The 13,930-nt window shown below is 69.0% G+C and carries 14 protein-coding genes; 7 read left to right on the top strand and 7 right to left on the bottom strand.

The genetic code is table 11. The features are described 5' to 3' along the window. Nucleotides 1–4: 4 nt before the first annotated feature. Genes mrf through rpmF form a run of 3 tightly spaced genes read left to right on the top strand, consistent with a single transcriptional unit; the run spans nucleotide 5 to nucleotide 1,767 of the window. Nucleotides 5–1,309 carry a ribosome hibernation factor-recruiting GTPase MRF gene (gene mrf, locus ACYQ5L_RS34675; RefSeq protein WP_459962421.1) on the top strand — a complete coding sequence of 435 codons (1,305 nt, stop codon included), beginning with the start codon at nucleotides 5–7 and terminating at the stop codon, nucleotides 1,307–1,309. A 4-nt stretch (nucleotides 1,310–1,313) separates the two neighbouring features. Further along, nucleotides 1,314–1,592 carry a type B 50S ribosomal protein L31 gene (locus tag ACYQ5L_RS34670; RefSeq protein WP_459962420.1) on the top strand — a complete coding sequence of 93 codons (279 nt, stop codon included), beginning with the start codon at nucleotides 1,314–1,316 and terminating at the stop codon, nucleotides 1,590–1,592. Nucleotide 1,593: 1 nt separating this feature from the next. Continuing rightward, nucleotides 1,594–1,767 carry a 50S ribosomal protein L32 gene (rpmF, locus tag ACYQ5L_RS34665; RefSeq protein WP_459962419.1) on the top strand — a complete coding sequence of 58 codons (174 nt, stop codon included), beginning with the start codon at nucleotides 1,594–1,596 and terminating at the stop codon, nucleotides 1,765–1,767. A gap of 60 nt (nucleotides 1,768–1,827) precedes the next feature. On the opposite strand, the gene ACYQ5L_RS34660 is transcribed toward rpmF, so the two are convergent. Both ACYQ5L_RS34660 and ACYQ5L_RS34655 read right to left on the bottom strand, forming a co-directional pair. Beyond that, nucleotides 1,828–2,052 (bottom strand): hypothetical protein, encoded by a 225-nt coding sequence (locus ACYQ5L_RS34660; RefSeq protein ID WP_459962418.1) that lies wholly within the window; start codon nucleotides 2,050–2,052, stop codon nucleotides 1,828–1,830. Nucleotides 2,053–2,281: 229 nt separating this feature from the next. Beyond that, complete coding sequence (locus ACYQ5L_RS34655; protein ID WP_459962417.1) at nucleotides 2,282–3,316, bottom strand: DUF1906 domain-containing protein; 1,035 nt, start codon at nucleotides 3,314–3,316, stop codon at nucleotides 2,282–2,284. 217 nt (nucleotides 3,317–3,533) lie between these two features. Between ACYQ5L_RS34655 and ACYQ5L_RS34650 the strand changes: the two genes are divergently transcribed. Then, nucleotides 3,534–4,334, top strand: coding sequence for a VOC family protein (locus ACYQ5L_RS34650; RefSeq protein ID WP_459962416.1), 801 nt, complete (start codon nucleotides 3,534–3,536; stop codon nucleotides 4,332–4,334). 81 nt (nucleotides 4,335–4,415) lie between these two features. Here ACYQ5L_RS34650 and ACYQ5L_RS34645 read toward each other — a convergent pair whose 3' ends face one another. From ACYQ5L_RS34645 to ACYQ5L_RS34625, 5 genes are read right to left on the bottom strand one after another with little or no spacing between them, the layout of a single operon-like run. Beyond that, nucleotides 4,416–5,234 carry an MHYT domain-containing protein gene (locus ACYQ5L_RS34645; RefSeq protein WP_459962415.1) on the bottom strand — a complete coding sequence of 273 codons (819 nt, stop codon included), beginning with the start codon at nucleotides 5,232–5,234 and terminating at the stop codon, nucleotides 4,416–4,418. 59 nt (nucleotides 5,235–5,293) lie between these two features. Next, nucleotides 5,294–6,001, bottom strand: coding sequence for a GTP-binding protein (locus ACYQ5L_RS34640; protein ID WP_459962413.1), 708 nt, complete (start codon nucleotides 5,999–6,001; stop codon nucleotides 5,294–5,296). Then, nucleotides 5,982–6,356, bottom strand: coding sequence for a DUF742 domain-containing protein (locus ACYQ5L_RS34635; protein ID WP_379196547.1), 375 nt, complete (start codon nucleotides 6,354–6,356; stop codon nucleotides 5,982–5,984). The genes ACYQ5L_RS34640 and ACYQ5L_RS34635 overlap by 20 nt, the downstream gene beginning before the upstream one ends. Nucleotides 6,357–6,366: 10 nt before the next feature. Next, the gene (locus ACYQ5L_RS34630; protein WP_459962412.1) at nucleotides 6,367–6,774 is read right to left on the bottom strand and encodes a roadblock/LC7 domain-containing protein; all 408 of its coding nucleotides are present in this window, start codon (nucleotides 6,772–6,774) and stop codon (nucleotides 6,367–6,369) included. Next, nucleotides 6,771–9,638 carry an ATP-binding protein gene (locus ACYQ5L_RS34625; protein ID WP_459962411.1) on the bottom strand — a complete coding sequence of 956 codons (2,868 nt, stop codon included), beginning with the start codon at nucleotides 9,636–9,638 and terminating at the stop codon, nucleotides 6,771–6,773. The genes ACYQ5L_RS34630 and ACYQ5L_RS34625 overlap by 4 nt, the downstream gene beginning before the upstream one ends. Before the next feature lie 329 nt (nucleotides 9,639–9,967). Between ACYQ5L_RS34625 and ACYQ5L_RS34620 the strand changes: the two genes are divergently transcribed. The 3 genes from ACYQ5L_RS34620 (at nucleotide 9,968) to ACYQ5L_RS34610 (ending at nucleotide 13,913) form a co-directional block, all read left to right on the top strand. Beyond that, nucleotides 9,968–10,654, top strand: a complete 687-nt coding sequence (locus ACYQ5L_RS34620) for a response regulator transcription factor (RefSeq protein WP_379196541.1) — start codon at nucleotides 9,968–9,970, stop codon at nucleotides 10,652–10,654. A 74-nt stretch (nucleotides 10,655–10,728) separates the two neighbouring features. Continuing rightward, nucleotides 10,729–12,120 (top strand): HAMP domain-containing sensor histidine kinase, encoded by a 1,392-nt coding sequence (locus ACYQ5L_RS34615; RefSeq protein ID WP_379196874.1) that lies wholly within the window; start codon nucleotides 10,729–10,731, stop codon nucleotides 12,118–12,120. A 101-nt stretch (nucleotides 12,121–12,221) separates the two neighbouring features. After that, nucleotides 12,222–13,913: a S1C family serine protease gene (locus ACYQ5L_RS34610; RefSeq protein ID WP_459962410.1), complete on the top strand. Its 1,692-nt coding sequence runs from the start codon at nucleotides 12,222–12,224 to the stop codon at nucleotides 13,911–13,913. The last annotated feature ends 17 nt before the right edge of the window (nucleotides 13,914–13,930 follow it).

The raw sequence follows: 13,930 nt of genomic DNA, 5'->3' as shown, positions 1-13,930 counted from the left end.
ACCGGTGGTGTCCGAATCCACCTCGCCCGAGCGCACCCCGGTGCTCATCGTCGCCGGACTCCCGGGACGCGCCGCCGATGGCGTGGACCAGGTGGCGCGCCTGCTCGGCGCGGAGCCGGGCACCGTCGTCGTCCGCCACGACCTGAAGGAATTGAACGAAGGCGTGGTCCGCCGGACCGTGATCGCGGACGGCAAGGTGACCGGCGCCGTCCTGGAACTCGCCCACGGCTGCGTGTCCTGCACCCTGCGCGCGGATCTGCTCCCGTACCTGTGCGTGCTGGCGCAACGGGATTCGGTGCGGCGCATCGTGCTCGCGCTGGACCCGGCCTTCGAGGCCGAGGCGGTGTGCCAGGCCATCGAGAATGTCGTGGTGACCGGTGTGCACGGCCGCGTGGACGGCCCGGCCGGCCGCAGCGTGCGCATCGAGAACGTGCTCACCTGCCTGGACGCCCGCGACTGGCTGGCCGACGCCACCGGTGACGAGACCCTCGCCGAGCGCGGCCACGCCACCGCCGAGGACGACCGCACCATCGCCCAGCTGGCGGTGGGCCAGACCGAATTCGCGGACGCCCTCATCGCTTTCGACGCCGGCGCCGAGCTGTTCGAGCGCGAGCGCACCGCCGCGGTGCTGGCCCGGCTCGCCCCCGCCGCGCCGGTGGCGTGGGTGTCCGAACCCGCCGCCCTCGATACCGGCGACCTCACCTGGCTGCTGCGCCGCATTCCGGAGAACGCGCGCCGCGGCGCGTCGTTCGACCCGCACGCCTCACTGCTGCGGGGTCAGCCGCCGCTGAGCTCGGATTGCGGTGTGACGCTGGTGGAATTCGCCACCGATCGCCCGTTCCATCCGGACCGGCTGCATTCGGCCATCGACGTCCTGCTGGAGGGCGTCGTGAGCGCCCGCGGCCGGATCTGGCTGGCCACCCAGCCCGAGGACGTGGTGTGGCTGGAGTCCGCCGGCGGCGGGCTGCGCGTCGGCGGCGCCGGGAAGTGGCTGGCCGCCATGACGCCCGAGGAGCTGGAGCGGACCGATCCGGAGCGCCGCACCATGGCCGCGCTGCACTGGCACGAGCAGTTCGGCGATCGCCACAACTCGCTGGTCATCCTGGTGCACGACGCCGACGCCGAGGAGATCCGGCACGCCCTGCACTGGGCGCTGGTCGACGAGGACGAATTCCGGCAGGTCCGATTCGCGCCGGAGCGGGTGGCCCAGTGGGCGGACCCGTTCGGCGATCAGCACGAGGAGCCGTGCGACACAACCCGATCCACGCCGGTGAGCGGCGACGGCGGTTCCCGCCAGAACGAAAGGTGACGCCATGAAAAAGGGAATCCACCCCGATTACCACCCGGTGGTCTTCGAGGACGTGAGTACCGGCAAACGCTTCCTCACCCGCTCCACCGCGGTGTCCGAGCGCACCGTGGAATGGGAGGACGGCAATACCTATCCGCTGCTCGTGGTGGACGTGACCGCCGACTCCCATCCGTTCTGGACGGGCAATCAGCGGGTGCTGGACACCGCGGGCCGGGTGGAGAAGTTCGAACGCCGCTACGGCAAGCGCGTGCGCGGCGGCACGACCGAGCGGAAGGAGAACTGAGATGGCGGTTCCGAAGCGGAGGATGTCGCGGGCCAATACTCACGCCCGGCGCTCGCAGTGGAAGGCGACCGTGCCGGATCTGGTGCCGGTCAAGGTCGGCGGCGTGGTGTACAACGTGCCGCGTCGGCTGGTCCGGGCCGTGCAGGCCGGACTGATCGACCTCGACAAACTCTGACGGAGTCGAGGGACAGGGAGCGCCGGGCGTCGATCGGACACCCGGCGCTCCCGTTCTCGCTCAGCCCTCTGTGGCCTGCAGCTCGACCAATGTGGCGGCGAGCTTGAAGTACTTGTTCTTGCCCAGATCGGCAATGGTCTTCACGCCGAGGGCTTCGAGCAGCTGGGCATCGGCCTTCTCCGTGAGTCCGGCCAGCGCGGACGGCGGAGCGGAGAGGATCTCGGAGAGGGATTTGTCTTCGTATGCTTTGTCGAGAGCTTTGTCGAGCACAACGCTGACGGCCACGGGAGCCTCCTTCGATTGAGCATGATCGGACGCTTTCGACCGTAGGTCCGGTTTGTACCGCGCGCTTCAAAAAGTCTTCTCAAAGTTGTGAATTCGTGCTCTTGCGCCGGTATTCTCGTGGCCGAGGGCGGGTTCTCCTGATCACAGGAGAACCCGCTCATCGCCAGTTCAGGGGCGGTTTACCGGCCGTTTCGGGCACCGTTGCCGGATTCGGATAAATTCCGACAAATCAGCCAATTCGACTGTCCGATGCGGCATTACGCCCATTCGATCCCGGGATTTGTCCGATTTCAGTGGCTTCCCGCGCGCGTCCATCCGGACCCTCGCCCCAGCCGGGCAGGGGTAGATCCGGCAGCATCTGCTCGAGCCGCGCCAGCTGTTCGGCGAACAGCGTCGCGGGCCCCTCGATGAGCGAGAACGGCCACGGCCAGCGATGCCCGCTCAGCCGCGCCACCTCGTCGCTCAGCTCCGCGGTGGTCGCCTCCAGTTCGCTGATCTCGGTGCGTAGTTCGTCGATCTTGGTCAGCGCGGCGGCCAGCCCGTCCACCACGGTCCGATTGCGTCCGTCGGGATCCTGGCCGAGCTGCGGCCAGCCCGACAGCCCCGGACCGCGCAGCTGGATCTGGACGTCGCGCAGTATCTCTTCCTGTTCGGGCGTCATGTCCTGTTCCTCTGGTTGGAAGTCCCATTGGCCGAAATCGAGGCGGTCGGTTTCGTTGACATCGCACACCACGCCGTCGACCATCACCTGGCGCGCGGTCTGCAGGATGTGCATACGAGGATCGCGATTGGTCCCGGACCAGGCCACCGTCTGCCAGCCCCAGACCGCGGTCCCGGCGTCCAGGGCCCGGCTGAGCGGCCAATATCCGCCGTAGATGCCCACATTCGCGCGCCCGATGACCGTGGCCGCGCCATCCAGATAGGCGTTGATGGGCTCCTGCTGCGCGGGGGTGGCGTCGAAGTCGGCGGAGAAGTAGATGGGCCGGTCCTCGCGGCCGCCGCAGCGCAGCACCTGCGCCAGCGCGGCGCGGGCGTCGGTGACCCCGGCGCCGTAGCCGTCGAGCATGCGGGCCGCGGTGGTCTCCCAGTTGGAGACGATCGAAACATCGTGCGCGCGCAGGTCGTCGGCCTCGGCGGGGGTGAGCAACTTGCCGGGCAGACTGGGACCGCCGGGGGAGAGGTAGCGGACCACGAAATCGAAACCGGCAGCCCGGATGGCACTCGCGGCGGGACGACCTCCGGCGTAATCCAGCCCGAAACGCATGACACTCACTGTAATTCGCACAACTCGCTGTGTCCGACTTTCCCTCCGCATAGCTCCGGACGGTTCTCGGCCCCCGAAGTCCCGCAAACATCGGGCATTTCGGTCATGGTGTTCCAGGTTGACAGACGCGGTGGTTGACTGGGGACTGCCGTGTGATCGGCGTCACTTCGCCTTAACCCGATTTGCTTGTGCAGTACTTCAGAAACGGAGATGACCGATGCCTGTACGCGACGAGGCCTGGCCCGCGGGCACACCGTGCTGGGTCGACTGTCAGGTCGACGACCCGGCCAAAGCCGGTGAGTTCTACGCGGAGCTGTTCGGCTGGGACGTTGTGGGCGGTGGGGAGGAATCCGGGGGATATCTGATGGCCTTCAAGGCCGGGCAGCCCGTGGCGGGCGTGGGGCCGAAACCCGAAGCGGGCGTGCCCTCGGTGTGGACCACCTACTTCGCGGTCGCCGATGCCGACGCCGCCGCCGCGCAGGTGCACGCCGCCGGCGGCAGCATGCTGGTGCCGCCCTTCGACGTGATGGAATTCGGCCGCATGTTCGTCGCCGCCGATCCGGCCGGCGCGCCCTTCGCGGTGTGGGAGGCGCGGGCGCACAATGGCGCCGCCGTCCACAACGAGCACGGCGCCTACGTCTGGAACGACCTGCAGACCGGCGACTACGAGGCCGCGAAAACCTTCTACGCGCGGGTATTCGGCTTCGCCCTCACCGAATTCGACGACGACGCCATGCGATACGCGACCCTCACCCCGCCCGATCGCGCCGAGGCCGTCGCCGGCATCAATGACGACACCCGCAACGGCACCGCCCCCGACCACCCCTACTGGCTCACCTGGTTCCAATTCGACGGCCTCGACGACGGCCTCACCCGCGCCGCCGAACTCGGCGCCAGCATCCTGCTCCCCGCCCAGGACGGCCCCTTCGGCCGAATGGCAATACTGGCAGCGCCCCAGGGCGAACTGTTCGCACTGCTCGACCCTAAGAAGGATTCGGGGATTCACCCCCGCGCCTAAGGGGTCCGGAGGGATAACCCCCGTTCCGCCTTATGGGGGGGGGGGGGTTTACCCCCCGGACCCCCTCACCCGCTTGTGTGATCAGCGCAGCGCGGCGGTATTCCGCGGCGCTTGCTGCGATGCCACCGCCAGCGAAGGACTGTGCGCCATATCGAAATCCGGCGCGGTCGTGGTCTGCCGCGCCTCGCGGCGATCCGGCGCCACCAGGATGGCCGTAATCGGAATCGCCAGCGACAGTGAGCCGATGACGAAGAACGGCACGAAGAAGTCGAACAGATCCGCGCCCTTGGGCAGGGGCGCGGACTGGTCGATATGCGCGTCCAGCCCCGTCAGCCCGGCGTAATGCATGCCGGTCACCAGGATTCCGTAGATGAGCGACCCGGTGAGCAGCACCGGCACCGAGGTCACGGTCAGGCTGAACCACAGCGTCAGCGCCGAGATCACCAGGGCGAGCACGAAGACCGCGATCATCGACACGCTGTTGTGCTCGGTCGTCCCCTGCACCCGCACCGCCGACAGCACCATGAGTTGCACGATGCCGAGCCCGGCCGCCATGATCACCGAACCCGCGACCAGCCGCGCCCAGTGCAGCCTCTTGCCGACCATGAGCAGCGCGATGAACGTGGTGAGCGCGGCCAGCCCCGCCGCCACGCTGATACTGGCCGGGTCGTAGCGCAGCTGGCTGCCCTTGACCTCGAAACCGAGCAGGGAGACGAAGGTGGCCAGGCCGGTGCCGACGCCGCCGATGGATCCGGACGCCACGAACAGCCACACCACCCGGAACCGGGCGGTCACCGATTTGGTGGACTGACGGATGCACGCCAGCCCGCACGCCGCGCCGAGCGCCGAAACGATCAGAGCCAGCCCGATGACCCAGTAGCCCATCGAGAAGTAGATCACCAGTACCCCTGCCTTCGTAATCCTGCTCGGTGCGTTATCCCTGCTCGACCCGAAATCTTTTAGCCGCGGGCCGTTTCGCGCTGTGACTTCATGAGACGTTCGATGGCGTATTCGGTGACCGCCGCCAATGACCGCCGGACTTCCCCCGCATCGCGGGCGTCGATATCCACGATGGGCACGCCCTCGCGGACGCTGAGCGCCTCGCGCAATTCGGCGACCGGGAAGCGCGGCGCGTCCGGAAAACGGTTCACCGCAATGAGGAACGGCAGCGATTTGGCCTCGAAGAAATCGACGGCGGCGAAACTGTCCTCGATGCGCCGGGTGTCGACCAGCACCACCGCGCCGATGGCGCCCTTGATGAGGTCGTCCCACATGAACCAGAACCGGCGCTGCCCGGGCGTGCCGAACAAATAGAGCACCAGATTGCCCGGCAGGATGATGCGCCCGAAATCCATGGCCACCGTGGTGGTTTCCTTGCCAGGGGTGGCGGCGAGGTCGTCCACGCCCTCGGAGGCGCCGGTCACCATGGCCTCGGTGCGCAGCGGCACGATCTCCGAGACCGCGCCCACGAAGGTGGTCTTGCCGGCGCCGAAGCCGCCCGCGACCACGATCTTGGTGGAGGCGGTGCGGGACTCGTCGCCGGGGCGCGGCGGAAACTGCTGCCCCAGATTCGGCTGGGGCAGGCCCGCGCCCGGGATGTGCGGTCCGCCGTTCGGGTACGGCGGACCGCCGTTGTAGGCCCCGCCGTCAAAGGGCGCGGAGTCCATGCAGGGTCCTCTCCATCAGAGAGCGGCGCTCGTCGAAAGTCGCCTGGTCGCTCAGGGTCGAATGCACGCGAAGGGTCCCGGCGACGACGAGATCGCCGATCACGACCCGGATCATGCCCAGTGGCCGCTGTAGATGCGCCGCGATCTCCGCGACCGACAGCCGGGCGGTGCCCAGCCGCAGGATCTCGGTGCGGATGTCACCGGCGGGCCAGTCGAAATGGGCGGTGTAGGACAGGGTTTCGACGACCGCCTCGAGCGGCAGATCCACTGCCGGTTCGGTGCGGCCGGAGGTCAGCGCATAGGGGCGTACCCGGCTCGTCGACCGGTTCGAGCCGACGCCGTTGGGATTGGTCATCGGCGGCTCATCAGGCTGTGCGGGCGGTGGCCTGCACCACCGACCCGACCCGGTCGACCAGCAGCGCCATCTCGTAGCCGATGCGGCCGATATCGTGCTGCTTATTGGCCAGCACCGCCAGGTGCGAGCCATTGCCGACGCTCATGACCAGCAGATAGCCGCGCTGCATCTCGACGATGGACTGCATCACCTTGCCGCCGTCGAACAGCTGCGCGGCGCCGGTCGACAGGCTGGCCAGACCGGCGGTCACCGCGGCCAGCTGCTCGCCCCGGTCCGCCGGCAGGTGCGGGCTGGTCGCCTGCAGCAGACCGTCGGCGGAGACCAGGACGGCGTGCGAGACGCCCGGCACCTCCCGGGTGAATCGGGTGACCAGCCAGTTCAGGTTCTCGTCGGTCTTGGTGCGCTGAGTGTCGGTCATGCATGCCCTCCGTCGTTGTACTGCGAGTCGGCCCGTCCGGAGCGGACGCCGCTCAAGTGCCTGGTCAGGCTGCTGCGGATCTCCTCGGGATTGCGGGCGCCGCCCTCGTCCTCCTGAGTGACCGCGCCGGGGACCAGCTGGGCGCCGGGCCGGCGAATCGGCAGCCCGCCCTGGGTGCGATCGCTGGTGGTCGGATTGGCGGCCTCCTCCGCGGCCGCCCAGCCGGCATCGGAGGCCGAGGACCACACCTCGGTGGACGAGCCACCGGAGGCCGGTTCCACCAGCCATTCCGAAACCATGCGCTGGTAGATGGGGCTGTGGTCGTCACCGCCCGGGCGCTGCCCGGCCGGTTCGGGAGTGCTGTCGGCGCCATTGCCGTTGGCACCATTGTCGTTCGCGCCGTTGCCGTTCGAGCTGTTGTCGTTCGCGCCGCCGCCGAAGGCATTGAAGCCGGTGTCGAAGGAGCCACTGTCACTGCCGCTGTCGTCGTAGCCGTACCCAACGGCGTTACCGCCGTTGGTGACCGGCGACAGGGGCTCGAACCGCTGGGTCGCGGGCTCGGGCCGCTGGGATGGGGTCTCGGGCCGCTGGGATGCGGGCTCCGGGTACCGCGGCTCCTCCGGCCGGGTGAACGGCGGTTCGTCCTGCCGTCCGGATTCACCCCAGAAGTCGACCTGCGCGGGGTAGACGCTGGTCTCCTGTTCGGCGAACGCATCGCTGAACATATCCGATTTCTGCTGCTCGCCACCGAATCCCGGGAGCGCGGGCAGCTCGCCGGTATCCGCGCCCGGCGTCTTGCGCTGCGGCAGTCCGGAACTGGTGACCCCGAATCGCGTGGTGGATTCCGGGAACCGCGCGATTTCCGGCGGATTCGGCACCGGCATGAGCCGCGGCGGCGCGACGGCCGGCTGCGGCGCGGAGATCGGCGCGGGCGTGCCGGCCGGCGGGGCGACCGGCAGCGCGGTGCCGGTGATCGGGTACTGGCCGGTGCTGTCGCCGGTGCGTTCCGGCGCGGGCGAGACCAGCGAGCCCGGCAGGTGCACGCTCGCGGTGATACCGGGCTGCTGCACCATGGCGGAGGTGCGGCGCAGGCTGACGGTGATGTTGTGCCGTTTGGCGAGGCGGCCGACGACGAACAGGCCCATGCGGCGGGCGGTTTCGACATTGACCTCGCCACCGGAGGCGAGCCGGTCGTTGATGGACTGCAGGTCCTCGGCGTTCATGCCGAGGCCGCGGTCGGTGATCTCGATGAGGTAGCCGCCGTCCACGGCGCGCGCCACCGACACCGCCACCGGGGTGGTGGGCGGCGAGTAGCGCAGCGCGTTGTCGATGAGCTCGGCGAGCAGGTGCTCGATATCGACGGCGGGCTCACCGGCCACGATGCCGTCGGGCACGGTGCCGATCTCGACGCGCTGGTAGTCCTCCACCTGGGAGACCGAGGACCACAGCATGTCCGACAGCGGCACCGGCGCGAGATGGCCGCGGCGCAGCGCGGTTCCGGCCAGCACCAGCAGGTTGTCGCCATTGCGGCGCATGCGGGTGGCGAGGTGGTCGAGGCGGAACAGCGACTGCAGCCGCTCGGAGTCGTCCTCGTCGCGTTCCAGCTCCTCGATCAGGTTGAGCTGCTGCTCCACCAGGGATTGGCTACGGCGCGAGAGGGTCTCGAACATATTGCCGATCTGCAGGCGCAACCGCGCCTGTTCACCGGCGAGGTGCAGCGCCTGGGCGTGGATATCGTCGACGGCGCGGGCCAGCTGGCCGATCTCCTCGGTGGTGTGCACGTCGACCGGGGTGATCTCGGGGGCGGTGCCGCCGGAGCGCACCACCTCGAGTTCCCGCGGCAGGTCGATATGGGCCACCTGCAAGGCATCTCGCCGCAGGCGGCGGACCGGCACCACCAGCGAGCGCGCCACCACCAGGGCGAGGGCCAGGCCCGCCAGCAGCATGCCGATGACGACGGAGGTATCGCGGAGCACCGTATTGCGGGCCTCGGTGGTCAGCTGCGACAGCCGGTCGTCCAGCGCGGCGGCGAGGTGATCGGATTCCTTGGCATAGGCGTCGAGGCTGGCATTGACCGCATCGGTCATGGCCGGCACCGCGGCGGGATCCGGGACATTCTGCGACAGCACGCCGATGCGGATGCCGGCGGCATCCTTGAGCTGGGTGAAGTTCTGCGCCTGGGCGGCATTGAGCCCGGCGTAGACCTCGAGCATGGTGATCTCGGCGCCGATGGAGGTCAGCAGCCGCGCCCGCAGCGCGGGATTCTTGGCCAGATCCGGCGAGGCCAGCATGACGCGTTCCTGGGTGAGCAGGCGCCCGCCGGTCATGATCGTGCCCAGCTGCAGGAACAGCTGCTGGGTCTGCAGCTCACTGACCGACTGCGAGGTCGACAGCGCGGCCTGGATTCGGGTGGACACCGTCTCGGCCTGCTCGGCCAGGGTGGCGGGGGAGCCGCTGCGCAGGCTGTTGCGCATGGTGCGGGCGATCCCGATGGCCTGCGTCATCTCCTGGGTGATCTTGGGATCGGCCTTGGAGGAGCGCAGCCGGGTCTCCAGATCCGCCACGGTCTGATCGAACTTCCCGGTGGCGGCGTCGAGCACCGGATCGGCCTCGGTATTGCCCCAGCCGGTGATGGCGGCGATCGCGAGATTCTGCGTCGCGGTTTCGAACTTGGTGGTGCTGCGCATGATTGCGGCCTGTTCGGTACCCGCGCTCAACTGATTGATCGTCTGCAGCTCGCTGTTGATGCGCAGGACCGCGAAGGTCGAGGCGAGCAACACCGGCAGCACCAGTACGATGCCGACCTTGCGCGTGACGGGCCAGTTGGACAGGCTGAATTGCCAGGACCGGGGCGTTGCTTCCATCCCGCTTCCGTCGCCTCCGCTTTCAGAAGAGACCCCCGGGTCGTATGCGGTTGTACGGTTCGGGGATCGAACCCGCGCGGAACCAACTAGAGGTCTTTTTGTACGGCCTGCAACATACCGCGTGGGGTGAGTAACGGCAATTCGGACAACTCGTTGTACGGGACTCCGAATGCAGCCGCGCGCAACGTCTTTCGAATAGGCATAAGTGTTTCCATGACAACCGTTGGTAAGGCTTCCGCAAAAGCCCCAGGTCACCCCCACATGTCTCTCGGCGTGTCGAAGGCAACCTTCTCAGTCACCTCTCAGTCGCTGTGGGCAGACTGGAGCCCATGCGCATTCTGGTAGTCGACGACGACCGCGCGGTCCGGGAATCGTTGCGTCGCTCGCTCACCTTCAACGGGTACACCGTCGACCTCGCCGTCGACGGTGTGGACGCCCTGGAGAAGACCGCCAGCCAGCGTCCCGACGCCCTCGTTCTCGATGTGATGATGCCCCGCCTGGACGGCCTGGAGGTGTGCCGCCGGCTGCGCAGCACCGGCGACGATCTGCCCATTCTGGTACTCACCGCACGGGATTCGGTGTCCGAGCGCGTCGCCGGCCTGGACGCCGGCGCCGATGACTACCTACCCAAGCCGTTCGCGCTCGAGGAATTGCTGGCCCGGTTACGCGCCCTGCTGCGGCGCACCACCGCCGATGTCGCCGACTCCTCGGAGACCATGAAATTCGCCGACCTGTCCCTGGACCCGGTCACCCGCGAAGTGTGGCGCGGCGAACGTCAGATCAGCCTCACCCGCACCGAATTCTCGCTGCTGGAAATGCTCATGGCCAATCCGCGCCGCGTGCTCACCCGCAGCCGCATCCTGGAAGAGGTGTGGGGCTACGACTTTCCCACCTCCGGCAATGCTCTCGAGGTGTACATCGGCTACCTGCGCCGCAAAACCGAGGCCGACGGTGAACCGCGGCTCATCCATACCGTGCGCGGCGTCGGCTACGTGCTGCGCGAAACACCGCCGTAGGAGCCGGGCTCGTGGGTAGAACCGTTCCCCGGCGCACCGTGGTCGCCGGACTGGCGCAGCGGTCGGAACCAGACATGCGCCCGCCGATGCCGCTCACCCGGTCGGTCTCGCTGCGCTGGCGGGTCACGCTGCTGGCCGCCTCGGTGGTGGCCGTGGCCGTCGCCTTCACCTCCATCGCCGCCTACGCCATGGTGGCGCGCTCGCTGTACGCCGATGTGGACACCCAGCTGCGCGCCCGCGCCTCGCTGATGATCGACAACAACTTCGACTCGCTCGGCTTCCAGTCGATCGTGCTGGCCGGCCTGTACTCCAGCGACGTCGGCGTGGCGCTGATCTTCCCGGACCTGTCGCCGTATGTGCCGCCGCAGAGCACGAATCCGCCCATCGGCAGCCAGGAACTGGCGGTGGCGCGCGGGGAGATCGGCTTCTCGCTGCGCACCGTCGACAATCAGCGCGTGCTGGCCCGGCGCACCCATTCCGGGTCCACCCTGGTGGTCTCGCAGCGCCTGCAACCCACCCGCGAGGTCCTCGACCGGCTCGCCTGGCTGCTGTTCGTGGTCGGCGGCTGCGGCGTCATGCTGGCGGCCGCCGCCGGAACGGCCGTGGGCCGCACCGGTTTGCGGCCCATCGCCCGGCTCACCGCCGCCACCGAGCGGGTGGCCCGCACCGACGATCTGACCCCCATACCGGTGACCGGCGATGACGAACTCGCCCGGCTCACCGACAGTTTCAACACCATGCTGCGCGCCCTGGCCGAATCCCGGGAAAGGCAACGGCGATTGGTGGCCGACGCGGGCCACGAGCTGAAAACGCCGCTGACCTCGTTGCGCACCAATATGGAATTGCTCATCGCCTCCTCACGCCCGGGCGCACCACGCATCCCGGACGAGGACATGGCCGAACTGCGCTCCGATGTCATGGCGCAGATCGAGGAATTGTCCACGCTGGTGGGCGATCTGGTGGACCTGGCCCGCGAGGACGCCCCGGACACCGTGTACGAGGTGGTCGATATCGGTGATGTCACCGAGCGCGCCCTGGAACGCGCGCGGCGGCGGCGCACCGGCATCGAATTCGAGGCGCGGCTGCGCCCGTGGTTCGTCTACGGCCACGAGGCCGGGCTGGAACGCGCCATTCTCAATGTGCTCGACAATGCGGCCAAATGGAGCCCGGCCGGGGCCAAGGTGCTGGTCACCATGACCGAGAACCGCGGCCTGCTGGAGCTGTCGGTCGACGACGCCGGACCCGGAATCCCGCCCGCCGAACGCGAGCTGGTCTTCGAACGCTTCTACCGGACCACCGCCTCGCGCTCCATGCCCGGCTCCGGCCTGGGCCTGGCCATCGTCAAGCAGGTGGTGACCAAACACGGCGGCACCATCACCATCGACACCTCCGAACGCGGGGGTGCGCTGATCCGTATCGTTCTGCCCGGAGAGGGTGCGCCGCCCGCGGTCGCGGAGGAAAGTTAGAACCCGAAACCGGAACCCTCCGGAAAAAGCAAGCACGGTCTCAGTCCGCTCTCAGTCGTCACCGCCAGTCTTGGCCAGGAGACTCGAGGAGAAACGAGAAAATGACCGAGGATTCGAAGGACACGCGGGACGCAGCAGGCTCCCAGGACAGTGCGGCAGGCTTCCGGGACAATGCGGTGGGCGCCCAGGGCAACCCGGCCGGTTCGCAGGACAACAACGCCGCTCAGGGCAATCCGGCCGATCCGGCCGCGCAGTCCACTCCGGTTACCGCGGGTCCGGACGCCGCTGCGGCCCACGGCCCGGCGAACTCGGCTCCCGGCGGTTCCGCCGATCCGGCCTCCGGCGCCGCGGCCCCGTCGCCGTACGGCGGCCACGGGTACGGACCGGCCGGGCAGGGCTACGGCCCCGGACCGGCCGCCGGTCACCCCTACGGCGCGCAGCCCTACGGCGGCGCCCCGGCCGGGTACGGATCGCCCGAGACCTCGGGTGCGCATGCGACCCAGCAACTTCCGGCCGGTCCGTACGGACCGGCGTATGCGGCGTCGGGGGCCGGATACGCCACCGGACAGCATCAGACCGGTCCGCACCAGACCGGGCAGCACGCCACCGAGCCGATCTTCGGCGCGGGCGGCCCGGGCCAGCCGGGCGGTCCCGGCTACCCGGCGCCCGGCGCACCGGCCCCCAAGCGCAATGCCCGGACGGCGCTGGTCGCCGGAGCGCTGGCGCTGGCCCTGCTCAGCGGCGGCGTCGGCGGGGCCGTCGGCGCGCTCGCCACGCGCGACGGCGACGGCCATTCGACCGTCACCAATGCCCTGGACGCGCCGCGCAAGGTGAACGAGGTCGCCAATGCCCCTGAGGGTTCGGTGCAGGCGGTGGCCCAGAAGGTGCTGCCGAGCGTGGTCATGATCCAGGTGGCGGGCAACCGGGCCGCGGGCGAGGGCTCGGGCGTGGTGCTGTCCTCCGACGGCCTGATCCTCACCAACAATCACGTGGCCAACGGTGCGGGACCCAACGCCAAGATGGAGGTCTCCTTCAGCGACGGCTCCACCGCCTCGGCCACCCTGGTCGGCGCGGATCCGATCTCCGATCTGGCGGTCATCAAGGTCACCGACAAGAAGGACCTGACCCCGATCGAGCTCGGCTCCTCGGAGAATCTGCAGGTCGGCCAGGCCGTGGTGGCGGTCGGCTCGCCGCTGGGCCTGGCCGGGACGGTCACCACCGGCATCGTCTCCGCGCTCAACCGCCCGGTGTCCACCAGCGGTGAGGCGGGTTCGACCGGCACCGTCATCGATGCCGTGCAGACCGACGCCGCCATCAACCCGGGCAATTCCGGTGGTGCGCTGGTCGATATGAGCGGCAAGCTGATCGGCATCAACACCGCCATCGCCACTCTCGGCAGCGCGGAGGCCGCGGGCGCGCAGAGCGGCTCCATCGGTCTCGGCTTCGCCATTCCGGTCGACACCGCCCGCCGCGTGGCCGATGAGCTGATCAAGACCGGCAAGGCGACCTACGCGCAGATCGGCATCAAGGTGCGCGGCGAGGACGATGTCAACGGCGCCCGCGTGCTGGAGGCCACCCCGGACGGCCCGGCCGCCAAGGCGGGCATCCCCGGCGGCGCGATCATCACCAAACTCGATGACCAGCCGATCGATTCGGGCAATGCGCTGATCGCCGCGGTGCGGTCGCACAAGCCCGGCGACAAGGTCAAGGTGACCTACACCGACGAGCAGGGCCAGAACCAGAAGACCGTCGAGGTGACCCTCGGCGAGGCCGCAGTGGAGGGCGGACGATGATGATGCACGAGAGCGGG

This window comes from Nocardia sp. IFM 10818 (assembly GCF_054655275.1).
Note: the sequence above shows the minus strand (reverse complement) of the source record. Positions and strands in the feature narration are given on the sequence as shown.

Coding starts and splice junctions, on each gene's coding strand:
- ACYQ5L_RS34670 (WP_459962420.1), top strand. CDS start 1,314: ATGAAAAAGGGAATCCACCCCGATTACCACCCGGTGGTCTTCGAGGAC.
- rpmF (WP_459962419.1), top strand. CDS start 1,594: ATGGCGGTTCCGAAGCGGAGGATGTCGCGGGCCAATACTCACGCCCGG.
- ACYQ5L_RS34655 (WP_459962417.1), bottom strand. CDS start 3,316: ATGCGTTTCGGGCTGGATTACGCCGGAGGTCGTCCCGCCGCGAGTGCC.
- ACYQ5L_RS34650 (WP_459962416.1), top strand. CDS start 3,534: ATGCCTGTACGCGACGAGGCCTGGCCCGCGGGCACACCGTGCTGGGTC.
- ACYQ5L_RS34640 (WP_459962413.1), bottom strand. CDS start 6,001: ATGGACTCCGCGCCCTTTGACGGCGGGGCCTACAACGGCGGTCCGCCG.
- ACYQ5L_RS34635 (WP_379196547.1), bottom strand. CDS start 6,356: ATGACCAATCCCAACGGCGTCGGCTCGAACCGGTCGACGAGCCGGGTA.
- ACYQ5L_RS34630 (WP_459962412.1), bottom strand. CDS start 6,774: ATGACCGACACTCAGCGCACCAAGACCGACGAGAACCTGAACTGGCTG.
- ACYQ5L_RS34625 (WP_459962411.1), bottom strand. CDS start 9,638: ATGGAAGCAACGCCCCGGTCCTGGCAATTCAGCCTGTCCAACTGGCCC.
- ACYQ5L_RS34620 (WP_379196541.1), top strand. CDS start 9,968: ATGCGCATTCTGGTAGTCGACGACGACCGCGCGGTCCGGGAATCGTTG.
- ACYQ5L_RS34615 (WP_379196874.1), top strand. CDS start 10,729: ATGCGCCCGCCGATGCCGCTCACCCGGTCGGTCTCGCTGCGCTGGCGG.
- ACYQ5L_RS34610 (WP_459962410.1), top strand. CDS start 12,222: ATGACCGAGGATTCGAAGGACACGCGGGACGCAGCAGGCTCCCAGGAC.